Origin of the sequence: Pseudomonas paracarnis, from assembly GCF_904063055.1 — a bacterium.
In the GTDB taxonomy this organism is placed as follows: Bacteria; Pseudomonadota; Gammaproteobacteria; order Pseudomonadales; family Pseudomonadaceae; genus Aquipseudomonas; species Aquipseudomonas paracarnis.
This window is the reverse complement of record NZ_CAJFCN010000003.1, coordinates 506,247-529,385: the sequence shown is the minus strand read 5'-3', so window position 1 is coordinate 529,385 and position 23,139 is coordinate 506,247. Positions and strand designations below refer to the sequence as shown.

The 23,139-nt window shown below is 62.5% G+C and carries 20 protein-coding genes and 2 riboswitches; of the genes, 12 read left to right on the top strand and 8 right to left on the bottom strand.

What is annotated here, in order from left to right:
• The first annotated feature begins 106 nt into the window (after positions 1–106).
• Entirely contained in the window at positions 107–691 is a 585-nt protein-coding gene (gene nfuA / locus JMV15_RS09505; RefSeq protein ID WP_003190728.1) for a Fe-S biogenesis protein NfuA, read from the top strand.
• A gap of 117 nt (positions 692–808) precedes the next feature.
• Here nfuA and cobM read toward each other — a convergent pair whose 3' ends face one another.
• The 4 genes from cobM to JMV15_RS09485 all read right to left on the bottom strand — a co-directional run bounded on the left by cobM (position 809) and on the right by JMV15_RS09485 (position 2,919).
• Complete coding sequence (cobM, locus tag JMV15_RS09500; RefSeq protein ID WP_069868419.1) at positions 809–1,555, bottom strand: precorrin-4 C(11)-methyltransferase; 747 nt, start codon at positions 1,553–1,555, stop codon at positions 809–811.
• Between the two features lie 70 nt (positions 1,556–1,625).
• A complete protein-coding gene (locus JMV15_RS09495; protein WP_020301553.1) occupies positions 1,626–2,018 on the bottom strand; it encodes a cobalamin biosynthesis protein in 393 nt (130 codons plus the stop codon).
• A complete protein-coding gene (locus JMV15_RS09490; RefSeq protein WP_019820249.1) occupies positions 2,015–2,719 on the bottom strand; it encodes a CbtA family protein in 705 nt (234 codons plus the stop codon). The genes JMV15_RS09495 and JMV15_RS09490 overlap by 4 nt, the downstream gene beginning before the upstream one ends.
• A gap of 11 nt (positions 2,720–2,730) precedes the next feature.
• The gene (locus JMV15_RS09485) at positions 2,731–2,919 is read right to left on the bottom strand and encodes a CbtB domain-containing protein (protein ID WP_003190735.1); all 189 of its coding nucleotides are present in this window, start codon (positions 2,917–2,919) and stop codon (positions 2,731–2,733) included.
• A 96-nt stretch (positions 2,920–3,015) separates the two neighbouring features.
• Positions 3,016–3,227, bottom strand: a riboswitch (cobalamin riboswitch).
• A 191-nt stretch (positions 3,228–3,418) separates the two neighbouring features.
• Between JMV15_RS09485 and JMV15_RS09480 the strand changes: the two genes are divergently transcribed.
• The 5 genes from JMV15_RS09480 (at position 3,419) to JMV15_RS09460 (ending at position 11,755) form a co-directional block, all read left to right on the top strand.
• Positions 3,419–4,786 carry a M10 family metallopeptidase C-terminal domain-containing protein gene (locus tag JMV15_RS09480; protein ID WP_137270555.1) on the top strand — a complete coding sequence of 456 codons (1,368 nt, stop codon included), beginning with the start codon at positions 3,419–3,421 and terminating at the stop codon, positions 4,784–4,786.
• Positions 4,787–4,850: 64 nt separating this feature from the next.
• Positions 4,851–5,050, top strand: a riboswitch (cobalamin riboswitch).
• A gap of 93 nt (positions 5,051–5,143) precedes the next feature.
• Positions 5,144–6,205 carry a cobalamin biosynthesis protein CobW gene (gene cobW, locus JMV15_RS09475; protein WP_014718278.1) on the top strand — a complete coding sequence of 354 codons (1,062 nt, stop codon included), beginning with the start codon at positions 5,144–5,146 and terminating at the stop codon, positions 6,203–6,205.
• 2 nt (positions 6,206–6,207) lie between these two features.
• Positions 6,208–9,969, top strand: coding sequence for a cobaltochelatase subunit CobN (gene cobN, locus JMV15_RS09470; protein WP_106111584.1), 3,762 nt, complete (start codon positions 6,208–6,210; stop codon positions 9,967–9,969).
• Between the two features lie 125 nt (positions 9,970–10,094).
• Positions 10,095–11,099, top strand: coding sequence for an ATP-binding protein (locus JMV15_RS09465; RefSeq protein ID WP_201491356.1), 1,005 nt, complete (start codon positions 10,095–10,097; stop codon positions 11,097–11,099).
• Positions 11,100–11,152: 53 nt separating this feature from the next.
• Positions 11,153–11,755 (top strand): vWA domain-containing protein, encoded by a 603-nt coding sequence (locus JMV15_RS09460; RefSeq protein WP_058410565.1) that lies wholly within the window; start codon positions 11,153–11,155, stop codon positions 11,753–11,755.
• A gap of 322 nt (positions 11,756–12,077) precedes the next feature.
• Here the strand turns inward: JMV15_RS09460 and JMV15_RS09455 are convergent, their stop codons facing one another.
• Positions 12,078–13,025, bottom strand: coding sequence for a DUF1853 family protein (locus tag JMV15_RS09455; protein WP_014718282.1), 948 nt, complete (start codon positions 13,023–13,025; stop codon positions 12,078–12,080).
• Positions 13,026–13,169: 144 nt separating this feature from the next.
• Between JMV15_RS09455 and JMV15_RS09450 the strand changes: the two genes are divergently transcribed.
• From JMV15_RS09450 to pepN, 6 genes are read left to right on the top strand one after another with little or no spacing between them, the layout of a single operon-like run.
• Entirely contained in the window at positions 13,170–14,060 is an 891-nt protein-coding gene (locus JMV15_RS09450; protein ID WP_003217892.1) for an NAD(+) kinase, read from the top strand.
• Positions 14,057–15,031: a metallophosphoesterase gene (locus JMV15_RS09445; protein WP_162471688.1), complete on the top strand. Its 975-nt coding sequence runs from the start codon at positions 14,057–14,059 to the stop codon at positions 15,029–15,031. Before JMV15_RS09450 ends, JMV15_RS09445 begins: the two co-directional genes overlap by 4 nt.
• The gene (locus JMV15_RS09440; protein ID WP_069868426.1) at positions 15,028–15,897 is read left to right on the top strand and encodes a rhomboid family intramembrane serine protease; all 870 of its coding nucleotides are present in this window, start codon (positions 15,028–15,030) and stop codon (positions 15,895–15,897) included. Before JMV15_RS09445 ends, JMV15_RS09440 begins: the two co-directional genes overlap by 4 nt.
• A 14-nt stretch (positions 15,898–15,911) precedes the next feature.
• A complete protein-coding gene (locus tag JMV15_RS09435; protein WP_003190750.1) occupies positions 15,912–16,172 on the top strand; it encodes a YeaC family protein in 261 nt (86 codons plus the stop codon).
• Entirely contained in the window at positions 16,169–16,999 is an 831-nt protein-coding gene (locus tag JMV15_RS09430) for a DUF2797 domain-containing protein (RefSeq protein ID WP_014718285.1), read from the top strand. The genes JMV15_RS09435 and JMV15_RS09430 overlap by 4 nt, the downstream gene beginning before the upstream one ends.
• Positions 17,000–17,012: 13 nt before the next feature.
• Positions 17,013–19,670, top strand: coding sequence for an aminopeptidase N (gene pepN / locus JMV15_RS09425; RefSeq protein WP_058410561.1), 2,658 nt, complete (start codon positions 17,013–17,015; stop codon positions 19,668–19,670).
• A 121-nt stretch (positions 19,671–19,791) separates the two neighbouring features.
• Here pepN and JMV15_RS09420 read toward each other — a convergent pair whose 3' ends face one another.
• From JMV15_RS09420 to JMV15_RS09410, 3 genes are read right to left on the bottom strand one after another with little or no spacing between them, the layout of a single operon-like run.
• Positions 19,792–20,649 carry a metal-dependent hydrolase gene (locus JMV15_RS09420; RefSeq protein WP_069868428.1) on the bottom strand — a complete coding sequence of 286 codons (858 nt, stop codon included), beginning with the start codon at positions 20,647–20,649 and terminating at the stop codon, positions 19,792–19,794.
• Positions 20,650–20,664: 15 nt separating this feature from the next.
• Complete coding sequence (locus JMV15_RS09415) at positions 20,665–21,555, bottom strand: SDR family NAD(P)-dependent oxidoreductase (protein WP_069868430.1); 891 nt, start codon at positions 21,553–21,555, stop codon at positions 20,665–20,667.
• Positions 21,552–23,090 carry a flavin-containing monooxygenase gene (locus tag JMV15_RS09410; RefSeq protein ID WP_069868432.1) on the bottom strand — a complete coding sequence of 513 codons (1,539 nt, stop codon included), beginning with the start codon at positions 23,088–23,090 and terminating at the stop codon, positions 21,552–21,554. Before JMV15_RS09410 ends, JMV15_RS09415 begins: the two co-directional genes overlap by 4 nt.
• Positions 23,091–23,139 lie beyond the last annotated feature (49 nt).

Genomic DNA, 23,139 nt, shown 5'->3' with positions numbered 1-23,139 from the left:
GATGCGTCAGGCCAACAGGAACAGGTCTTTCCCGACAAAAATACTCGGACTTTGTACCTGCGTAATAATTTGGCGTAAACTGCGGGCAAGCCTGTGAGGAGTTTCCATGACTGCCATAACCATTACCGACGCCGCCCACGATTACCTGGCTGACCTGCTGTCCAAGCAGAACACCCCGGGTATCGGCATCCGCGTCTTTATCACCCAGCCCGGCACCCAGTATGCCGAGACTTGCATTGCCTACTGCAAGCCCGGCGAAGAGAAGCCTGAAGACACCGCCCTGGGGCTCAAAAGCTTCACCGCGTACATCGATGCCTTCAGCGAAGCCTTCCTGGACGACGCCGTGGTCGACTACGCCACCGACCGTATGGGCGGCCAGTTGACCATCAAGGCCCCCAACGCCAAGGTGCCGAACGTCAACGCCGACAGCCCGGTCAATGAGCGTATCAACTACTACCTGCAAACCGAGATCAACCCGGGGCTGGCCAGCCATGGCGGCCAGGTGAGCCTGATCGACGTGGTGGATGACGGTATCGCCGTACTGAAGTTCGGCGGCGGCTGCCAGGGCTGCGGCCAGGCGGACGTGACCTTGCGTGAGGGCATCGAGCGTACGCTGCTGGAACGTATTCCTGAACTCAAGGGTGTACGTGACGTGACTGACCACACGCAGAAAGAAAACGCCTACTACTGAGTAAGGTGTTCACTGCGAACATAAAAGACGGCGCCTCGTGAGCGCCGTTTTTTATTATTTAAATTCATAGAGTTGCAAAATATATCTGATAAAGCAGATCAAGTTTGGGAGCTGGCTTCAGGGGCGATAGAGGTGCGCATGCCCTGCGCGGTACAGCGACGACTCGCTGAAACTGTCACTGGACAACACCCGGCCCACCACAATCAACGCTGTTCGCCGAAACCCCTTCGCCGCAACTTTCTCGGCAATGTCACTCAGCGTACCGACCACCCAATCCTGATCCGGCCAGGTGGCACGGTGTACCACGGCAATCGGGCAGTCCGAACCGTAATGCGGCAGCAGCTCGGCAACGATTTTCTCCAGATGATTGACCCCCAGATGAATCGCCATCGTGGTGCCATGTCGCGCCAGGCTGTCGAAGTCTTCACCGGGAGGCATGCGGGTTTTATCGGCGTAACGGGTCAGGATCACGCTTTGGGCGATGTCCGGCAGGGTCAGTTCGGTCTCCAGCAGGGCCGCGCACGCGGCGACCGCCGTGACTCCTGGAATGATCTGGAAAGGGATGCCCAGCTCACGCAAATGGCGTATTTGTTCACCAATCGCCCCATACAGGCTGGGATCACCGGAGTGCACCCGCGCCACGTCCTGGCCTTGGGCATGGGCCGTCTTGATCAGCTCGATAATCTGCTCCAGGTGCAGTTCGGCGCTGTTGACCACCTGGAGCGCCTGATGACCTTCCAGCACGGCGGCGGGCACCAGCGAGCCGGCGTAGATGATCACCGGGCAACTGCGGATCAGCCGCTGGCCCTTGACGGTGATCAATTCCGGGTCACCGGGGCCGGCGCCGATAAAGTAGACGGTCATGGAGAAATCCTGTTGAAAAACGGGCGAGCATGAACACGGCTCATGCTCAAGAGCGGAAATTATCGGGTTTTTAACCCGCGCAGGCTAACGCAAAGGTGGCCTGCGCGCTTTTTTGACGGGTGATCAGCAGGCGGGCAGGGCTGTCGGACAGCTGTTCGGCGAGGGCCAGGGCGGCGCTTTCGGCCACGCCGTAACAGCCGGTGTGGGCAAAAGCCAGCGCTGAGCGATGGCTCAGCCGATGTTCATAGCCCGCCAGGTGCTCGGCGCTGAAGCACTGCAAGGGCAGGTTCAATCGCTGGGCCAGTGCCAGCAGCCCAGGTTCATCGCGTTTGTGGTCAATGCTTGCCAGCGCGGTCACGCGTGAGCGATCAATGCCGGCCTCGACCAGGGCGCTGTCGAGCAACGCCAGCAGGCTGTGAACCTCACAGCCCCGCTGGCAGCCCAAGCCGACAACCAGGATCATGCCGAGTATTGGTCGTCGCGGTTGCGGCGGAACAACCAGGCGCTGATCAGGCCCAAGGCCAGCCAGAAAGCGACGTTGGTCAATTGCGAGGCGATCTTGAACTGCGCTTCGAGCGCCTCCGGGGCCAGCATCGAATGTACCTCAGGTTGCGGCGCGCCGATGACGTGGGGCACGGCAAGAATCGCCAGCCCAAGGCCTTTCAACAGCCAGTTGCGGCCGAACACGATCAGCGCCAGGCCGGCGGCGGTGGAGGCTGCGGTGCCGATCCACCAGGTCTGGCGCAGTGTCAGGTCCGCCGCCGCAGTGCCCGGCAGTTCCGGTGGCAGGCCCAGGGTGGGTGCCAGTACAAAGGTCGCGTAGCCGGCCAGGCCCCAGAGCAGGCCTTGCGCGGTGCGGGTCGGCGCACGCAGCGTGTAGAGGCCGGCGAGCATCAGTGCAAAGCCTACGGCCACCACCAGGTTGCCTCCAGTGGTGGACAACACCCGCTGCCAGCCATCTTCCGGCTCCCAGGCTTGGGCATCGTGGCTGTGGGCTGCAGCGCCAGCGGCGTGCTCATGCACCATTTCGGAGGCTGGCGGGGCTTTTTCAAAGCTTTCCGCCTGCAGAATCAGCGGTGCCACCCAGAAACTTTGCAGCAGGGTCAGCAGCAAGGCAGCCAATAGCCCAGTGAAACCTGCGGTTTGCGCAATACGCTTGATCATGTCGGCAGCTCTCAATGGCACGGGAACGCGGCGCTGTGGCGGGTATCGTGGGCGGCGTTGTGCACTGCCTCGATATGCGAGAACCCGGCGAAATACACCAGGCACGCGCCAAGGATCGACGCACCGATGGCGGCGGTCAGGCGTTGGCTGAGGGTGGCGGTGCTAGTGGCGGTGTGCGAAGTGCTGCTGATGATCGACATGGCGCGTCCCTTTCAGGTGTCAGGGTGAAACGAGCGCATGAAAACCCCACGCGCCAGGCACGCAGGGTTCGAACAGCGCCCGCCCACCGCGGGTTTGTTATCTGAATTTTTCGGGCCGGTCTCCGGGCTTGCGAGGGGCGGCTCATCAAAGAGTCCTCCTGAAAGCATCGCCTTCCCATGCAAAAGCACAGTGGCCATGACGCTTCGCTCGCTTACCGTTGCGGGGGCAGCACCGGACTTGTCATTGGATTTGACGCACCGGTTTCCCGTTTCACCCTGTGAAGGGCACCCGAAACAAGGTGTGTAGGAGAGCATGGTGTGCAGGTCAGCGTCAATTGGATGAGGACACCTACGAAGTACATGGCGATGAAGTATTTGCAGACGCAATAGGCAGACACGCGATGTATGAAGTGTTTGGGAACGCCTGCGCTTTTTTCGATAACTCAGAAGGAAACCCGGTTTATCTCCCCGCGCAACATTGAAATTAACGGTGGGCTTTATGCGACTTTCCAATACGCTGCAAAGTTTTCATGCGCCGCTTGCTGGCGATCAGCAATCAGCGGTGGCCGATGCGACCCTCAGGCCCAACGACCCCTCTGAATCGAACGTTGATAAACCCTCTTTCACGGTTGATCAGGCCGCGCGTCAAATCACTCGAACCGGCCATCGTTGGTTTGACGCCAATCGCGACGGCATCACGCAGATCTCCTATTCATTCAACAAGCACGCAAGAGGGCACACGGCGTTCAATGCGACCCAGAAAGAGCAGGCCCGGCGCTCGATGCAATCGTGGGAGGATGTCGCGAATGTTTCATTCCAGGAAGGCAGTCGTCGCCCCGAGGGGCTTCTAGCGTTCTCCAATAGCACGGACTACGAGGTCGCCTTCGGCCAGTATCCGGGCCAGGAAGGTAAAGTGCTGATCAATCCCCGATTTGGCACCAATACTAATCCAGCCTTGCACAACCATGGGCGAATGACCCTGACCCATGAAATTGGGCACAACCTGGGCCTGTTACACCCAGGCACCTATAATTTTGGTAATCCCAATTACCGCGATCACGCCTTATATGCTCAGGATACGCGGGCTTACAGCGTGATGAGCTACTTCGATGCACCTGAAGCGGGTAAACACTTCAATGGAAAGTTACCGTCGGCGCCGATGATGGATGATATCGCCGCTGCGCAGCGGGTTTATGGTGCCAATAACACGACGCGCAATTCAGATACCACCTATGGCTTCAACTCCAATGCGGGACGAGACTATCTGGAGTTGAACTCGCGTCACGATACGGCCTTGTTTTGTGTATGGGACGGTGGTGGTGTCGATACGTTGGACTTTTCCGAGTATCACCAAAACCAGACTATCAATTTGCGGGCGGAGTCCTTTTCGGATGTTGGCGGCCTGGTGGGGAATGTTTCCATTGCCAAGGGGGTTACGCTGGAGAATGCAATCGGCGGCTCCGGGCATGACTCGATCATTGGTAACCAAGCAAACAACGTGCTTAAAGGTGGGGCGGGTGCGGATCGACTCCGAGGTGCGGGGGGCGCTGACACCTTCGCTTACGACAATGCCAGCGACTCCACGCCGGAATATCCCGATCAGATTATGGATTTTGTCACGGGTGTGGACAGAATCGATCTGTCGAACCTGCTGGGCAACGCGGGGGTTGATGCCCTGAGGTTCGTCAGGCGGCTGACGGGCAAACCAGGTGAAGCGATTCTGGATTACAACCGTACGACTAACCTGTCTAGGCTGGCCATCGACCTCACAGGGAATGGCCGATTTGATTTTTTCCTCAAGGCTTACGGCCCGATCAATGTGCCCGACATCATCACCGCCAATCCTGGCAGGCAGCGCTACGCCTAGTTGGCCGCTGCCTGGACCGACTTGCCGGTAGGTGCTTGAGCATTGACCGCCTGCCGTGCACTGCGTAGCCTTGCACCCTCGAGGTTCTTCGGCCCAGGCCGAAGCTAAGAAGGGAACGCGGTTCAAGCCGCGGCTGCCCCCGCAACTGTGAAGGGTTCAGTTGACTGCCACGCCACTGCCGATAGGGCGGGAAGGCGCAGTCAGCGTTGGTCGCAAGACCTGCACACCCCAAGCCAGGAGACCTGCCTCGCGACTGATTTTCCAATTCAACCGGGCGGGGTGATCCGGTGACGAAATCCGCTGCTGCGCGCCGCCGCAGGGCCTGTCGTCCCGTATGCCCGCCCCAAAGGGCATCCGATGAAAACACTGGCCAAACTTCCCGTCACCATCGTTACCGGCTTCCTTGGCTCGGGCAAAACCACGCTGTTGCGCCATATGCTCGACAACGCCCAGGGCCGTCGCATTGCGGTGATCGTCAACGAGTTCGGCGAGTTGGGCATCGACGGTGAAATCCTCAAGCAGTGTTCTATCGGTTGCACCGAAGAAGAAGCCAACGGCCGCGTCTACGAGCTGGCCAACGGTTGCCTGTGCTGCACCGTGCAGGAAGAGTTCTTCCCGGTGATGCGCGAATTGGTCGCCCGTCGCGGTGACCTGGACCATATCCTCATCGAAACCTCGGGCCTGGCCCTGCCCAAGCCGTTGGTGCAAGCCTTCCAGTGGCCGGAAATCCGCAGCGCCTGCACCGTTGACGCGGTGATCACCGTGGTCGACAGCCCGGCCGTGGCCGCCGGTACCTTTGCCGCCTTCCCGGACCAGGTCGACGCCCAGCGCAAACTTGACCCGAACCTGGACCACGAGTCGCCGTTGCATGAGTTGTTCGCCGACCAACTGGCCAGCGCCGACCTGGTGATCCTCAACAAAAGCGACCTGATCAGCGCCGAAGACCTGGCCCGCGTGCGCCTGGAGGTCGCCGAAGAACTGCCGGCCGCGGTGAAGATCATCGAAGCCAGCAGCGGTCGCCTGCCTCTGGACGTGCTGATCGGCCTGGGCGCCGGTTCCGAGGAACATATCGACGGGCGTCACAGCCATCACGACCATCACCACGAAGGTGAAGACGACCACGATCACGATGCCTTCGACTCCATCTCCATCGACTTGCCCCAAGCCGATGAGGCGCTGCTGCTCGACGCCCTGACCCAATTGGTGGTGCAGCACGGCATCCTGCGTGTGAAAGGGTTCGCCGCGATCCCCAACAAACCGATGCGCCTGCTGATCCAGGGCGTGGGCACGCGCTTTGACAAGCACTTCGACCGTGCCTGGGGCGCTGACGAAGCACGCACCACGCGCCTGGTGCTGATCGGCCAGGAACTGGACGCCGCCGGCCTCGAAGCGCAATTGCGCGCTGCCCTCAGCGTTTAACCATGCACCTGCTCAGGACCCAACCCGGTGGTTTCGTCGCGGACGACAATATTGCCGACCTTGGCCAGACCCCCGCTGAACTGGTGATCCTGTGCAGCGGCGATTCCAGCCTGGCGCTGCTCGCCGAAGCCGCCCAGCAATTGCCCGAGGATTACCCCAGCCTGCGCCTGGCCAACCCAATGCAGGTGCAGAACCATGCCTCGGTCGACCTGTACGTCGACGAGGTATTGCGCCACGCCAAGGTCATCCTGCTGTCATTGCACGGCGGCATCGGGTATTGGCGCTACGGCATCGAGCGCCTGGTGGAGTTGGCCGAACGCGGCGTCACCCTGATCCTGGTGCCGGGTGACGACCGCCCAGACCCGGAACTCAGCGGCCTGAGCACCGTTGCGGCCGAACACCGCGAGCGCCTGTGGCACTTCCTGCGCCAAGGTGGCCTGGGCAATGCCCTGGATTTTTACCACTGCCTGGCCAGTGCCCACCTGGGACGCGACTATGCCTGGGCCGAGCCGCAAGCGCTGCCGCGCACGGCGATCTATCACCCGCACAACGCCAATGCCCGCCTCAATGACTGGCAGGCCGATTGGCACGCTGATTGGCCGGTGGCTGCGGTGCTGTTCTACCGCTCCCATTTACAGGCGGCCAATACCGGTTTTATTGATGTGTTCTGCCAGCGCTTACAGGCGGCGGGCCTCAACCCCTTGCCTGTCGCGGTGGCCAGTTTGAAAGAACCCGGCTGCCTCACGGTGGTCGAGGACCTGCTGGATGACGTGCAAGCCGCGGTAATTCTGAACACCACCGGCTTTGCCCAATCGAGCCCGGAAGCGCCGCATTTGCGCCCGTTTCGCCGCAATATCCCGGTGATCCAGGCGATCTGCGCCCAGGACAACCAGCCCGGCTGGCAGGCCAGCGAACAAGGCCTGGGGCCCCGCGACCTGGCGATGCACATTGCCTTGCCGGAGTTGGACGGGCGCATCATCAGCCGGCCGATCAGTTTCAAGGACCTGGCCTGGCGCAGCGAGCGCAGCCAGTCGGACGTGGTGTGCTACCGCGCAGCGCCCGAACGCATGGATTTTGTCGCTGAGCTGGCACGCCGTTGGGTCGAGTTGGCGCGGGTGCCCAATGCCGAGAAACGGATTGCGTTGATCCTCGCCAACTACCCGACCCGCGACGGTCGCATCGGCAACGGCGTAGGCCTGGACACCCCTGCGGCAGCGCTGAATATCCTGCGCGCCTTGCAAGCCGAGGGCTACCCGGTGGCGGAGCGGCTGCCCGACAGCGGCACCGCGCTGATCCATGAACTGCTCGGCGGCGCCACCAACGATCTCGACAGCCTCGACCTGCGCCCCTGCCATCAAAGCCTGAGCGTTGTGGAATACCAGGCGATGTTTGATCGTTTGCCGGCCTCCAATCGCCAGGCCGTGCTGGAGCGTTGGGGCGCGCCGCAAAACGATCCGATGTGCCGCGATGGCCGCTTGATGGTCGCCGGCCTGCGCCTGGGCCTGACCTTTGTCGGCATCCAGCCGGCCCGGGGTTACCAGGTAGACGCCAGCGCGGTGTACCACGACCCGGACCTGGTGCCGCCCCATGGCTACCTGGCGTTCTATTTCTGGCTACGCCATACCTACGGCGCCCACGGCGTGATCCATGTGGGCAAGCACGGCAACCTGGAGTGGCTGCCCGGCAAAGGCGTGGGCCTGTCGGAGCACTGCTGGCCGGATGCATTGCTGGGGCCGCTGCCGAATATCTACCCGTTTATCGTCAACGACCCGGGTGAGGGCGCCCAGGCCAAGCGGCGCACCCAGGCGGTGATCATCGACCACCTGATGCCACCGCTGACCCGCGCCGAAACCTACGGCCCGTTGCGTGACCTTGAGTTATTGGCCGACGAATATTACGAGGCGCAATTGCTTGACCCGCGCCGTGCGCTGGAGCTGCAAAAAGACATCCTCAAACTGGTGCGCGAAACCCGTATCGACCAGGAGCTTGAACTGGGCAGTGAGGCGGACGCGGCGGTGTGGCTGCCGCGCCTGGATACCTACCTGTGCGACTTGAAGGAATCGCAGATCCGCGATGGCCTGCATATCTTTGGCGAGTCGCCCGAGGGCCGCTTGCGTATCGACACCTTGCTGGCGCTGTTGCGCATTCCCCGTGGCGATGGTCGGGGCCCGCAGTCGAGCCTGCTGCGAGTGTTGGCCAAGGCATTCGACCTGGGGTTTGATCCGCTCGATTGCGCACTGGCCGAGCCCTGGACGGGGCGGCGCCCGTTGGTGTTGCAGAAGATTGACGATCAGCTGTGGCGTACGGCCGGGGATACCCGTGAACGTCTGGAGTTGTACGCGGCGCGCTTGATCGAGCAGGCACTGGAAGGCCCCATCGAACAGTTGGAAGAGCCCGGCTGGCAGGAGGTGAAGGCGGTGATCGAAGGCCTGCGCATCGTCGTCGCGCCACGCCTGGATGCCTGCGGCCCCGCAGAGATGCGTGGCTTGCTCGATGCCTTGAGTGGGCGTTTTGTCCCGGCGGGGCCCAGCGGTGCGCCGAGTCGCGGTCGGCTGGATGTGCTGCCTACGGGGCGTAACTTCTTTACCGTGGACGTACGCAACCTGCCAACCACCACGGCCTGGCGTCTCGGATTCCAGTCGGCCAACCTGATTCTTGAGCGGCACCTGCAAGACCACGGTGACCACCTGCGTCAGCTCGGCCTGTCGGTATGGGGCACTGCCACCATGCGCACTGGCGGGGACGATATCGCCCAAGCCATGGCGCTGATGGGCGTGCGCCCGGTATGGGCCACCGGCAGCCAGCGGGTGGACGATTTCGAGATCCTGCCGATCAGCTTATTGGACCGTCCGCGCGTGGACGTGACCCTGCGCGTGTCCGGGTTCTTCCGCGATGCGTTTGCCAACCTGATCCGCCTGTTCGATGCGGCGGTGCAGGCGGTGGCGGCCCTGGATGAACCCGACGACATGAACCCGCTGGCCGCCAAAGTGCGCAGTGAACGCCAAGCATTGCTTGAGGCGGGCCTGGATGAAGGTGCCGCGGCCAAGCAAGCCGGCTGGCGCATTTTCGGCGCCAAACCGGGTGCCTATGGCGCGGGCGTGCAGGGCGCGATTGACGGGCGCTTGTGGCAGAGCCGCGAGGACTTGGCCGAGGTCTACCTGAACTGGGGTGGCTACGCTTACGGGGGGGCTGACGAAGGCACTGCGGCCCGCGAGCAATTTGCCCAGCGGTTGAGCCAGGTGCAGGCGGTGTTGCAGAACCAGGACAATCGCGAGCACGACTTGCTCGACTCCAACGACTACTACCAATTCCAGGGCGGCATGCTGGCCGCCGTGGAAACCCTGAGCGGCGAAAAGGCCGCCAGCTACCATGGCGACCACAGCCAGCCGGACGTGCCGAAAATCCGCACCTTGAAGGAAGAGCTCAACCGGGTGATCCGTTCCCGCGCGGCCAACCCCAAGTGGATCGAGGGCGTGAAGCGCCATGGCTATAAAGGCGCGTTTGAAATGGCCGCGACCGTGGACAACCTGTTCGCCTTCGACGCTACCACCGCGCTGATTGACGATCACCAATACGCCTTGCTCGCCGATGCCTACCTGCTGGACCCTGATACCCGTGCCTTTGTGCAACAGCACAACCCCGATGCCCTGCGCGACATGACCGAGCGCATGCTCGAAGCCCAGCAACGTGGCTTGTGGCAGGCACCGGGGGCGTACCGCGAAGCCTTGGAAAACCTGTTGCTGGACATAGAAGAAGACAGCTGAGTGATCGTTCCCACGCTCCGCGTGGGAATGCAGCCCGTGACGCTCTGCGTCACAAGAACGGACGCCGAGCGTCCAGCGAAGCGTTCCCACGCGGGAGCGTTGGAACGAGCTATTAAGAGTTGACTATGACTGATACTCCCCATTTTCCGCTGTCCGCCGTGGTCGGCGCCGATGACTTGAAGCTCGCGCTGTGCCTGGCGGCCATCGACCCGAAGATCGGCGGCGTGCTGATCGAAGGGCCACGGGGCATGGCCAAGTCGACTCTGGCCCGCGGGCTGGCAGACCTGCTGGCCAGCGGGCAGTTTGTCACTTTGCCCCTGGGCGCGACCGAAGAGCGCCTGGTCGGCACCCTGGACCTGGATGCCGCGCTGGGCGAAGGCCGCGCGCAATTCTCCCCCGGCGTGTTGGCCAAGGCCGACGGCGGGGTGTTGTACGTGGATGAAGTCAACCTGCTGGCCGACCACTTGGTGGACCTGCTGCTGGACGTAGCCGCCAGCGGCACCAACCTGATCGAACGCGACGGGATTTCCCATCGCCATGCGGCGCGCTTTGTACTGATCGGCACCATGAACCCGGAGGAGGGCGAGCTGCGCCCGCAGTTGCTCGACCGCTTCGGTTTCAACGTGGCCTTGAGCGGGCAAACCTTGCCCCCCGAGCGCGGGCAGATCATTCGGCGTCGCCTGGATTTCGACACTGACCCGGCGGCGTTCTGCGCGCAGTGGGCGCCAGCGCAAGCTGCCTTGCGCGAACGCTGCACCCTGGCGCGGGCACGGCTAGACAGTATCGCCCTGGATGACCAGGCGTTGGCCCACATCACCGAGCGCTGCTTTGCCGCAGGGGTCGACGGCCTGCGTGCCGACCTGGTCTGGTTGCGTGGCGCCCGTGCCCATGCGGCGTGGCGTGGCGCCGTCGCTATCGAGCAGGACGATATCGACGCGGTGGCGGAGTTCGCCTTGCGCCATCGACGTCAGCAGCAAGCGCCTGCAGGCGCGCCGCCCCCGCCGAATGACGGGCCGTCATCGTCACCCTCCGACACCTCGCCCGGCCAAGGCCAGTGGGGCGATATGCCCGCACCCGCCTTGCCCACGGGCACCCGCCGCGATGTACCCACCTGGCCAAAAAAGCCCTAGGCATCCGCCCCCGAGCTGACACGGGGGCGGATGCCTGGCCCCAGGCGGGGCGATTGAACACTGGCCGGCAGGGCAAGGCCCGCAGCGCACAGCGCGGGGCGATCAATTGGCCGGGCACGTTGCTGGGTGGGCGGCCGCAATGCCATGAGGACCTGCTGTTCCACCTGCGTAGCCGGTCGGCTCCTGAACTGTGGTTGGTGATTGTCGATGCCTCGGCGTCCACGCGGCGCCATCGGGCGTTGACCGATGCCAAGGGGTTGTTGGCTCAGCTGTTTGACGATGCTTATCGGCAACGGGCGCGCATGGCGTTATTGACGGCCAGCGGGCAATCGCCGAAGTGGCAGGTGCAAGGCTTGAAGGCGGCGAAAGGCTTGGCCGATTGGTTGGGGCAGTTGGGAGCAGGCGGCGGGACGCCGTTGCTGGCTGCGCTGACGGAGGCGGGGCATTGGTTGGCGGCACGGCGCAAGCGCTATCGGGCCGAGCAACAGAAGCTGCTGGTGGTGACCGATGGGCGGCTCAAGGCGACGGGCGCGCTGCCGCGGTTGGAGTGTCCAGGCATGCTGATTGACATCGAACGTGGGCCTATCAGGTTGGGGCGTGCTGAGGAATTGGCGGTCGGATTGCAGTTGGAGTATCAGCACATCGATAAGTTGTAGCGCCTGGGCTATCGCCATCGCAGGCAAGCCAGCTCCCACAGGGATAGGCGGCGCGTCAAACAGTGTGGCTTCAGTTGGATTATCAGCACATCGATAAGCTGTAGCGCCTGGGCTATCGCCATCGCAGGCAAGCCAGCTCCCACAGGGATAGGCGGCGCGTCAAACGGTGTGGCTTCAGTTGGAGTATCAGCACATCGATAAGCTGTAGCGCCTGGGCTATCGCCATCGCAGGCAAGCCAGCTCCCACATTGTGGCGGCGCCGCCGGTTCCATGTGGGAGCTGGCTTGCCTGCGATGAGGCCCTCAATTACACCGCACACCTATCAGCCTGTCCCCGGTACATTCGGCCAAAGATCGGCCACCAGAAACAACCGCTCTGCTTCTTCCCACTCCTCACCGTTCGGCACCATGCGCACCAGCAACTGCGCCGGGGCCATCGGGTCCAGGTCTGCCAGCCAGCCTTTCATCTGCACTTCACTCCACACTTCATCGGCCGGGTAATGCGCGGGCGCCAGCCAGGCATGGCGGGGCAGGGGTTGCCAACGGCCCTCTGGGCGGGTGCTGACAAAGTCTGTCCAGTCGCGCTGATGCAACCAGCGCCCACGCAGGTGCTGCGGGTGAGCGCCGAGGGGGGAGAGCGCCGCGCCGGGCCAGGGGTAGAGCAGATAGCCGCCGAGCCACAAGTGCGCATCGAACGCTTGGATATCCAGCGCCGCCAAGGCCCCGCGGCTTTCTGCCCGCGCAGAGATTGGCAATTGATGCTCGGCCAGGTGTGCCAGCTTGCGGTCCAGCCGATCATGGCAGCCAGGCCCCAGCCATTGCGTAGCGTCCTGGCCGTTGCCGTCCTGCGGGCCCAGGTAGAGTTTGATCGCCAGTTCCAGGTGGTGCACCCCATCGCGGTCGCGCAGCAGCATGTCCAACTCGCCCAGCGTGTGCCCGGCACGGCGGATCGGCAGGTTGGCGGCCAGCAACTCCACACCCGGCGCCTGCTGCACCGCAAATTGCCACAAGCGCTCGTAGTACAGGCCCAGGCGCCGGGTACGTGCCAGGCTCAACCACTGCTGCAACGCGCTGCTGTCCTGGTCCAGCTGGCGCAGCCAGGCTTCGAGTTGGTGAGGGGCTTGCACCCAGTCACTGCCCGCCAGCGGATGGCGCTGCGGCCAAGGCGTCTGCGCCAGCATCGGTGGTGCGAGCATCACCCACGCCAGGTCGCGCACCTCGGGGTGGCGCAGTTGGCGGGGCAGGGTGTGCAAGTCGGGGAATGGCGTCATGGTCCGAGCATAGCCTTTTCAGCGCGCAGAAGGTGCCTGAGAACCATTGTCATCAAGGCGTGGCGGCGACAAAGGATTTTGCCTGAGACGGCCTTTCGCCCATAATCGCTCTTTTTGCCTCACCCCAGATCCCGCAGGAGCCCCATGGAGCAATTTCGCAATATCGGCATTATCGGTCGCCTGGGCAGTACCCAGGTGTTGGACACCGTCCGCCGGCTGAAGAAGTTTCTGCTCGAGCGCCACCTGCATGTGATCCTCGAAGACACCATCGCTGAAATCCTCCCTGGCCACGGCCTGCAAACCTCGTCGCGCAAGATGCTCGGCGAGGTGTGCGACATGGTCATCGTGGTCGGTGGCGATGGCAGCCTGCTCGGCGCTGCCCGGGCGCTGGCGCGGCATAACGTGCCGGTGCTGGGGATCAACCGCGGCAGCCTGGGGTTCCTCACCGACATCCGCCCCGATGAGCTGGAAGTCGAAGTGGCCAAGGTGCTCGACGGCCATTACCTGGTGGAGAACCGCTTCCTGCTGCAGGCCGAAGTGCGCCGCCATGGCGAGGCGATCGGCCAGGGCGATGCCCTTAACGACGTGGTGCTGCACCCCGGCAAATCCACGCGCATGATCGAGTTCGAGCTGTATATCGACGGCCAGTTCGTCTGCAGCCAGAAGGCCGACGGCCTGATCGTCGCCACGCCCACAGGTTCCACCGCCTACGCGCTGTCGGCCGGCGGCCCGATCATGCACCCCAAGCTCGATGCCATTGTGATCGTGCCGATGTACCCCCATATGTTGTCCAGTCGGCCAATTGTGGTCGATGGCAACAGTGAGCTGAAAATCGTGGTGTCCAAAGACATGCAAATCTACCCGCAAGTCTCCTGCGACGGGCAGAACCATTTCACCTGCGCCCCCGGTGACACCATCACCGTGAGCAAGAAGGCACAGAAGTTGCGCTTGATCCACCCGCTGGATCACAACTACTACGAAGTGTGCCGCACCAAGTTGGGCTGGGGCAGCCGCTTGGGAGGTGGAGGCGACTGATGCTCGATCCCGCGCGTAGCTACGACCTGATTGGTGACGTGCACGGTTGCGCTCATACCCTTGAGCACTTGCTCGACCAATTGGGTTACCACAAGCAGGGCGGCACTTGGCGCCATCCGTCACGCATGGCGGTGTTCCTGGGCGATATCATCGACCGTGGCCCACGCATCCGTGAGGCGCTGCATATCGTCCACGATATGACCGAGGCCGGCCAGGCGCTGTGCATCATGGGTAACCACGAGTTCAATGCGCTGGGCTGGACCACGCCGGCACCGCCGGGCAGTGGCAAGCAGTTCGTGCGTGAGCACAACCCGCGCCACGCCCGCTTGATCCAAGAGACCCTGACCCAGTTCGAACACCACCCGGCCGACTGGCACGACTTCCTCGGCTGGTTCTACGACATGCCGCTGTTTGTCGATGCCGGGCGTTTTCGCGTAGTGCACGCGTGCTGGGACGACAGTTTTATCCAGCCGCTGCGCGCCACCTTCCCGGATGGCTGCATCGACCCGCACTTCCTGCAAGCCGCCGCCGTACCGGGCAGTTTCGCCTGCAATGCATTCGATCGCCTGTTGCGCGGCACCGATATGCGCCTGCCCGATGGGCTCACCCTGACCGGTGGCGATGGCCTGACGCGTTCGTTCTTTCGCACCAAGTTCTGGGAAGACGACCCCAAGACCTACGGTGACATCGTGTTCCAGCCCGACGCCTTGCCGGAGCCGGTGGCACGCACGCCGTTGTCGTCCACACAAAAGAATTCTTTGCTGCGCTATGGCGTCGATGAACCGTTGTTGTTCGTCGGCCATTACTGGCGCAGCGGCAAACCCGCGCCGATCCGCCCGAACCTGGCCTGCCTGGACTACAGCGCGGTGCTGTACGGCAAGCTGGTGGCGTATCGACTGGACCAGGAAACCCAGCTGGATCCGCGTAAATTCGTATGGGTCGACGTTGAGCGACCAGAGGCCATTCCATGAGTACCGTAGCTGTATTGCGCTTGCCCCTGAGCGTCGACCTGGGGGGCTTCGTCAAGTTGCTGCACCGCATGCAGGTGCCGCACCGCGTCAGCGAGGAGGCCGGTGAACAGGTGCTGTGGGTGCCCGAGGCCATCAGCGACGACGTGCGCGTGCTGTATCAACGTTTCCCCGCTGGCGACCCGGACCAGCAACTGGATATTCCCGAGCAGGCGCCGGTTGCGCGGCCGGGCTTTGTCCAGCAAGTGCGCCATAGCCCGGTCACCGCGCTGGTTTTGCTGGCCAGCCTCATCGTCGCGGCCGTGACGTTGCTGGGTGAAAACCTGCAAACCATGGCCTGGCTGACCTTCCTGCCGTTCCGGGTGCTGGGCGAGTACATCCAGTTCACGCCGTTGGCTGACACCCTGGCCTCGGGGCAGTGGTGGCGCCTGGTCACGCCGATGCTGATCCACTTCGGCATCCTGCATCTGGCGATGAACGGCATGTGGTACTGGGAGCTGGGTCGGCGCATTGAAGCGCGCCAGGGCAGCATTAACCTGCTGGGCCTGACTCTGTTGTTCAGCCTGGTCTCCAACTACGTGCAATACGCCTACGGTGGCCCCGGCTTGTTTGGCGGCTTGTCTGGCGTGTTGTACGGCCTGCTCGGGCACTGCTGGATCTTTCAATTATTGTCGCCCAACCCGGCCTATCGCCTGCCCCGTGGGGTGCTGGTGATGATGCTGGTGTGGTTGTTGCTCTGCCTGTCGGGGCTGGTCTCGATGATCGGTTTCGGCGAAATCGCCAACGCGGCCCATGTGGGCGGGTTGGTCATCGGTTGCTTGACGGGTTTGCTCGGCGGTTTGTACAACCGTCGCAAAGCGTCTCTTTGATAAGGAAGAGCCTTATGTCCTCTTTTGCTGAAATGATCGAAAACATCACCCCGGACATCTACGAGAGCCTCAAGCTCGCGGTAGAGATCGGCAAATGGTCCGATGGCCGCAAGCTCACCGCCGAGCAGCGCGAATTGTCGTTGCAAGCGATGATCGCCTGGGAGATCCAGAACCTGCCCGAAGAGCAGCGCACCGGCTATATGGGCCCGCAGGAGTGCGCGTCCAAATCCGCGCCAGTACCGAATATCCTGTTCAAGTCGGATGCGATCCATTGATTGAAATTGGTCGCGGTGCAGTCAGCAAAATGTCGGCGCAGCTCGGTGAGCCGACCGTTCAATACGCCTTTCGCTTAGGAAGCACCGAGGTGCCGGTCAATCCGCTGATCGGTACCCATATCCGCCTGGAATACCTGGGCGCGATTCATTGCAGCCATTGCGGGCGCAAGACCAAGACCAGCTTCAGCCAGGGCTACTGCTACCCCTGCATGACCAAGCTGGCCCAGTGTGACCTGTGCATCATGAGCCCCGAGCGTTGCCATTACGACGCCGGTACCTGCCGCGATCCGGGCTGGGGCGAGACATTCTGCATGACCGACCACGTGGTGTACCTGGCCAACTCGTCGGGCATCAAGGTCGGCATTACGCGTGCTACGCAGTTGCCCACCCGTTGGCTGGACCAGGGCGCCAGCCAGGCGCTGCCGATCATGCGCGTGGCGACACGCCAGCAATCGGGCTTCGTCGAAGACCTGTTCCGCAGCCAGGTGGCCGACAAGACCAACTGGCGCGCCTTGCTCAAGGGCGACGCGCAAGCGGTGGACCTCAAGCAGGTGCGTGATGAGCTGTTCGCCTCTTGCGCCGAGGGCTTGCTGGGTTTGCAGGAACGCTTTGGCCTGCAAGCCATCCAAACCATTGCCGACATCGAGCCGATTGAAATCCGCTACCCGGTCGAGCAGTATCCGACCAAGATCGTCAGCTTCAACCTGGACAAGAACCCGATTGCCGAAGGCACGCTGCTGGGGATCAAGGGCCAATACCTGATCTTCGACACCGGCGTCATCAACATTCGTAAATACACGGCCTATCAGCTCGCCGTGCATCAGTAGAAGGATTCCCAGCATGCGCACCGAACAACCGAAGATGATTTACCTTAAGGACTATCAGGCGCCGGACTACCTGATCGACGAGACGCACCTGACCTTCGAGTTGTTCGAGGACCACAGCCTGGTCCACGCGCAGCTGGTGATGCGCCGCAACCCCGAGCGCGGCGCCGGTTTGCCGCCATTGGTGCTCGATGGCCAGCAACTTGAGCTGTTGAGTGTCAACCTGGCCGACCAGCCGTTGACGGACGCTGACTACCAGCTGACCGACAGCCACCTGACCGTGCAGCCCAAGAGTGAGACCTTCACCCTCGACACCACCGTCAAGATCCACCCAGAAACCAACACCGCCCTGGAAGGCTTGTACAAATCCAGCGGTATGTTCTGCACCCAGTGCGAGGCCGAAGGTTTCCGCAAGATCACCTATTACCTCGACCGCCCGGACGTGATGAGCGTGTTCACCACCACGGTGATCGCCGAGCAGCACAGCTACCCGGTGCTGTTGTCCAACGGCAACCCGATCGCCAGCGGCCCCGGTGAAGACGGCCGGCACTGGGCGACCTGGGAAGACCCGTTCAAGAAACCGGCCTACCTGTTTGCCTTGGTGGCCGGTGACCTGTGGTGCGTTGAAGACAGCTTCACCACCATGACCAACCGCGAAGTCGCGCTACGCATCTACGTCGAGCCGGAAAATATCGACAAGTGCCAGCACGCCATGACCAGCCTGAAAAAATCCATGCGCTGGGACGAAGAGACCTACGGCCGCGAGTACGACCTGGACATCTTCATGATCGTCGCGGTCAACGACTTCAACATGGGCGCCATGGAGAACAAGGGCCTTAACATCTTCAACTCCAGCGCCGTGCTGGCCCGCGCCGAAACCGCTACAGACGCCGCTCACCAGCGCGTCGAAGCCATCGTCGCCCACGAATACTTCCATAACTGGTCGGGCAACCGCGTGACCTGCCGCGACTGGTTCCAACTGTCGCTCAAGGAAGGCTTCACCGTGTTCCGTGACTCGGGCTTCTCTGCCGACATGAACTCGGCCACGGTCAAACGCATCCAGGACGTGGCGTACCTGCGTACCCACCAGTTCGCTGAAGATGCCGGCCCCATGGCCCACGCCGTGCGCCCGGACAGCTTTATCGAGATCTCCAACTTCTACACCCTGACCGTGTATGAAAAGGGCTCGGAAGTGGTCGGCATGATCCACACCTTGCTCGGTGCCGAGGGCTTTCGCAAAGGCAGCGACCTGTATTTCGAACGCCATGACGGCCAGGCCGTGACCTGCGACGACTTCATCAAAGCCATGGAGGACGCCAATGGCGCCGACCTCAGCCAGTTCAAGCGCTGGTACAGCCAGGCCGGTACCCCGCGCCTGGCGGTGAGCGAAGCCTACGATGCGGCGGCCAAGACCTACAGCCTGACCTTCCGCCAGAGCTGCCCACCCACTCCGGATAAGGTCGAGAAGTTGCCCTTCGTGATCCCGGTGGCGCTGGGCTTGCTGGACGGGCAGGGCGCCGGCATTGCCTTGCGCCTGGCCGGTGAAGCGACGGCGGGCGACACTTCGCGGGTAATTTCGGTAACCGAAGCGGAACAGACCTTTACCTTCGTCGACATCGCTGAAAAACCCTTGCCTTCGTTGCTGCGTGGTTTCTCGGCGCCGGTGAAGCTCAGCTTCCCCTACAGCCGCGATCAACTGATGTTCCTGATGCAGCACGACAGCGACGGTTTCAACCGCTGGGATGCCGGCCAGCAGTTGGCCGTGCAGGTGTTGCAGGAGCTGATCGGCCAGCATCAGGCGGGCCAGCCGCTGAAGCTTGATCAACGCTTGATCGACGCGCTGCGCACGGTGTTGAGTGATGAAAGCCTGGACCAGGCCATGGTCGCCGAAATGCTCTCGTTGCCGAGCGAAGCCTACCTCACGGAAATCAGCGAGGTGGCGGATGTGGACGCTATCCACGCTGCCCGCGAGTTTGCCCGCAAGCAACTGGCCGACAACCTGTTCGAAGGCTTGTGGCTGCGCTACCAGGCCAACCGCGAGCTGTCCAAGCAAACGCCTTACGTGGCAGAAGCCGAGCACTTCGCCCGGCGTGCGCTGCAGAACATCGCGCTGTCGTACCTGATGCTCAGCGGCAAGCCAGAAGTGTTGGCGGCCACCCTGGATCAGTTCGACACCAGCGATAACATGACCGAACGCCTGACGGCGTTGGCGGTGTTGGTGAACTCGCCGTTCGAAGCAGAGAAAGCCCAGGCCTTGGCGGTGTTTGCCGAAAATTTCAAGGACAACCCGCTGGTCATGGACCAATGGTTCAGCGTACAGGCCGGCAGCACCTTGCCGGGCGGGCTGGCGCGGGTCAAGGCGTTGATGGAGCACCCGGCGTTCACCATCAAGAACCCCAACAAGGTGCGCGCACTGGTGGGCGCATTTGCCGGGCAGAACCTGATCAACTTCCATGCGGCGGATGGCTCGGGCTATCGCTTCCTGGCCGACCTGGTAATCCAGCTCAATACCTTGAACCCGCAGATCGCCTCGCGCCAACTGGCGCCGCTGACACGCTGGCGTAAATACGACAGCGCCCGGCAGGCGCTGATGAAGGCGGAGCTGGAGCGCATCCTGGGCGCAGGTGAACTGTCCAGCGATGTGTTTGAGGTGGTCAGCAAGAGCCTGGCGTAACCCTCACTGCCTTAACGCGATCCCCCTGTGGGAGCGGGCTTGCTCGCGAAGGCGGCGTGTCAGTCGACATCAGTATGACTGACCCACCGCTTTCGCGAGCAAGCCCGCTCCCGCATTTAGGTCAGGAGGCGTCAGTTTGATAAGCGTCGTAGCTGCGGCGCGTGCGCTCTATCTCTTCGACCAACCGGTCAATGCCCGCCAACCGCGCCCGGTTGTCATGATCCCAGGGATGAAAGCCCGGCTTGAAGTAATGCAGCCACGGCCGGAACATCCGTGGAAACACGCCTTTGGGCCCATACAAGAATTTAACCATGCGCCATAACCCCTTCAGCGTGCCGCCCGAAGTGCGGTCGGCAATCAACAGGCGCACGTGAAAATCCAGCACCACCACCCAGAACAGCACGCTGGTGGTCAGCATGGTGCCGGTGCGCAGCAGGTAACGTGCAGGCCCTGGCTTGATCACCCTGTTCCACACATCGAACGCCACGGCTTTGTGTTCGGTTTCTTCCAGGGCGTGCCAGTACCACATCTGCTGGTAACCCTTGAGTGAGTCGCCAAAACGCGACGGGTCGCTCAGCAGGATTTCCGCGAGCATGGCGGTGTAGTGTTCCAGGGCGATGGTCACCGCCAGGTTGAACGACGCCGGCAGGTGTTTTTTCTGCAGGTCGAGGAAGAACTTCAGGCGTCGGTCGAGGGAGTGCGCCGGCAGACCGGCCGCTTGCAGCAAGTCGTTATACGCCACGTGTTCACGGCTGTGCATGGCCTCCTGGCCGATAAACCCCTGGATCTCTTTTTTCAGTTCGGCATCGTCGATCTGCCCACGGTAGTGGCGCACGCTGTCCATGAAGAACAGCTCGCCCTGGGGAAACAGCAGCGACAGGGCATTGAAGAAATGGCTGACCACAGGCCCTTGTTCGTGCCAGTTCTTGATGCGCTCGGCAGGCAAGGCAAAACGGATATCGCGACGGATCGGCAACATGGTGCGTGCTCCTGTTCAGAGTCGAGGCTCGTCGTTGGTTTCAAACACCGGCGTGCGCGGCTTGGGCGCCATGCGCTTGCTGGCAAACACCACCAGGGCCTGATAGGCCGCCGGCAGGCAACGGGCGAGCAGGTCGAGGAAATAGGCATCGCGGCCAATCAGCACGCGACGCGTGTTTTTGCGTACGCCTTGCAGGATCACTTTGGCGGCCTGGTCGGCGTCGGTGATGAAGAGTTTTTCGAAATCGGCGCGGGCTTGTTGCTCGCTGTGGATGAGAAAGCCGGTCATGTTCGCGTCGATGCGGCTGCTGCGGCAGATGTCGGTACGAATGCCACCGGGGTGTACACAGGTGGCCGAGACGCCGCAGCGTTGCAGGTCGAGTTCCTGGCGCAAGGCTTCGGTGAAACCGCGCACGGCGAACTTGGTGGCGTTGTAGCCGCTCATGCCGGGCTGGGCGAACAGGCCGAACACGCTGGACGTATTGATGATATGCCCGTCGCCGCTGGCCTTGAGGTACGGCAGGAATGCCTTGGTGCCATGCACCACTCCCCAGAAGTTGATGCCGACGATCCATTCCAGGTCGGCGTAATCCACGCCTTCGACGGTGCTCGACAGCGCCACCCCGGCATTATTGAAGACCAGGTTGACCTTGCCGTGCTCGGCCACGCAGCGTGCTGCCCAATCGTGCATGGCCTGGCGGTCGGACACGTCCAGCACTTGGGTGGTGACAGTGACGGGCGACAAGGTCGAGGTGCGGATCAGCGCCAGGGTCTGTTCCAGGCCCTGGCTGTTTTTGTCTGCCAGCGCCAAGTGACACCCTTCCCGCGCCAGGGCCAGGGCCAATGAGCGGCCCATGCCGGAAGCCGCGCCGGTGATCGCCGCAACGCGGCCGTTGAATGACTTCATGACAGGCTGCCTTCTGTGGTGGAGTGGGGCGTTGCAACCGCTCGCGGCAGGGCGGGCGCCGGCGCCTGGCTGACGCTGTAGTCTTTGAGGGCAAAATGCCGGGTGACCTGCTTGAAGCGCCAGGTCGAGCCGGGCCACAGCGTGGTGTTCTTGCCGGTGCGCGGGTCGAGGTACCAGCTCTGGCAGCCGCCGGTGTTCCAGATGGTGCGCTTGAGCTTGTCCTGCAACTGCTGGTTGTAGGCGTGCTCCACGGCGGGTTTGACCTCTACCGTGGTAAGGCGCTGGCGCTGCATGTGTTTCAGGGCGTCGAGAATGTACGCGACCTGAGCCTCGATCATCAGGATCATCGAGTTATGCCCCAGGCCGGTGTTGGGGCCCACGATCAGAAACAGGTTCGGGTAGCCCGGCACGGTGGTGCCTTTGTAGGCATGGGCGCCATCGCGCCAGGCATCCATCAGGTCGATGCCGTCACGGCCGATGATGCAGCCACGGGGCAACGGGTCGCTGGCCTGGAAACCCGTGCCGAAGATCAGGCAATCGGCGGGGTGCTTGATACCGTCGGCGGTGATCACGCCGTCGGCTTCGATGCGCAGCACGTTGTCGGTGACCACCTCGACATTGCTGCGCGAGAGTGCCGGGTAGTAATCGTTGGAAATCAGCACGCGCTTGCAGCCGATGGTGTAGTCCGGCGTCAGGGTTTTGCGCAGGGAAGGGCGGGCCACCTGTTTGCGCAGGTGACGCAGGGCGATTTTCTGCACCATTTTCATCAGGCGTGGATGCAGGGCAAAGCCCACCACGCGGCCTTCCAGTGCCCAGTAAAGCGCAGCACGCACCAGCTTCTGGGTGAGCGGTACATGCTTGAACAACCAGCGCTCGGCAGCGGAAATCGGCCGATCAGGCTTGGGCATGATCCACGGCGGTGTGCGCTGGAACAGGTCCAGGTGCGCCACCTGCGGGGCGATCTGCGGCACGAACTGGATGGCGCTGGCACCGGTGCCGATTACCGCCACGCGCTTGCCCTTCAAGGAGTACTCGTGATCCCACTGCTGGGAGTGGAAGCGCTTGCCCTTGAAACTGTCCAGCCCTGGGATATCTGGCATTGCCGGGCGCGACAAGCCCCCCATTCCCGACACCAGCACCCGTGCGCTGACGTGGCGGCCGTTAGTGAAGGTCAGTTGCCAGCGCTGCTGTTGTTCATCAAACAGCGCCCGTTGCAGGCCCATGCCAAAGCGCAGGTAGGGCGTCAGCTTGAAGCGCCTGGCGCAGTCTTCCAGATAGGCGCGTATCTCGGGTTGCGCCGCGAACTGTCGCGTCCAGTTCGGGTTGGGCGCAAAGGAAAACGAATACACATGGGACTGCACGTCGCAGGCGCAACCTGGGTAGTGGTTGTCGCGCCATGTACCGCCGAGGGTCTGGGCCTGTTCGGCGATAAAGAAGTCGGTGAGCCCGGCTTCCTTGAGTTTGATCGCCATGCACAGGCCCGCGAACCCGGAGCCAATGATGGCGATGTCGATTGAGTCACTGGGGGCATTCATAGGGCTGCCTCATCAATAAAGCGCTTGGGCATCGGATGTGCTCCTGTTT

Bases quoted from the DNA above. Each gene is read 5' to 3' on its own strand.
- nfuA (WP_003190728.1), top strand. From the start codon at position 107: ATGACTGCCATAACCATTACCGACGCCGCCCACGATTACCTGGCTGAC.
- cobM (WP_069868419.1), bottom strand. From the start codon at position 1,555: ATGACCGTCTACTTTATCGGCGCCGGCCCCGGTGACCCGGAATTGATC.
- JMV15_RS09495 (WP_020301553.1), bottom strand. From the start codon at position 2,018: ATGATCCTGGTTGTCGGCTTGGGCTGCCAGCGGGGCTGTGAGGTTCAC.
- JMV15_RS09490 (WP_019820249.1), bottom strand. From the start codon at position 2,719: ATGATCAAGCGTATTGCGCAAACCGCAGGTTTCACTGGGCTATTGGCT.
- JMV15_RS09485 (WP_003190735.1), bottom strand. From the start codon at position 2,919: ATGTCGATCATCAGCAGCACTTCGCACACCGCCACTAGCACCGCCACC.
- JMV15_RS09480 (WP_137270555.1), top strand. From the start codon at position 3,419: ATGCGACTTTCCAATACGCTGCAAAGTTTTCATGCGCCGCTTGCTGGC.
- cobW (WP_014718278.1), top strand. From the start codon at position 5,144: ATGAAAACACTGGCCAAACTTCCCGTCACCATCGTTACCGGCTTCCTT.
- cobN (WP_106111584.1), top strand. From the start codon at position 6,208: ATGCACCTGCTCAGGACCCAACCCGGTGGTTTCGTCGCGGACGACAAT.
- JMV15_RS09465 (WP_201491356.1), top strand. From the start codon at position 10,095: ATGACTGATACTCCCCATTTTCCGCTGTCCGCCGTGGTCGGCGCCGAT.
- JMV15_RS09455 (WP_014718282.1), bottom strand. From the start codon at position 13,025: ATGACGCCATTCCCCGACTTGCACACCCTGCCCCGCCAACTGCGCCAC.
- JMV15_RS09450 (WP_003217892.1), top strand. From the start codon at position 13,170: ATGGAGCAATTTCGCAATATCGGCATTATCGGTCGCCTGGGCAGTACC.
- JMV15_RS09440 (WP_069868426.1), top strand. From the start codon at position 15,028: ATGAGTACCGTAGCTGTATTGCGCTTGCCCCTGAGCGTCGACCTGGGG.
- JMV15_RS09435 (WP_003190750.1), top strand. From the start codon at position 15,912: ATGTCCTCTTTTGCTGAAATGATCGAAAACATCACCCCGGACATCTAC.
- pepN (WP_058410561.1), top strand. From the start codon at position 17,013: ATGCGCACCGAACAACCGAAGATGATTTACCTTAAGGACTATCAGGCG.
- JMV15_RS09420 (WP_069868428.1), bottom strand. From the start codon at position 20,649: ATGTTGCCGATCCGTCGCGATATCCGTTTTGCCTTGCCTGCCGAGCGC.
- JMV15_RS09415 (WP_069868430.1), bottom strand. From the start codon at position 21,555: ATGAAGTCATTCAACGGCCGCGTTGCGGCGATCACCGGCGCGGCTTCC.
- JMV15_RS09410 (WP_069868432.1), bottom strand. From the start codon at position 23,090: ATGAATGCCCCCAGTGACTCAATCGACATCGCCATCATTGGCTCCGGG.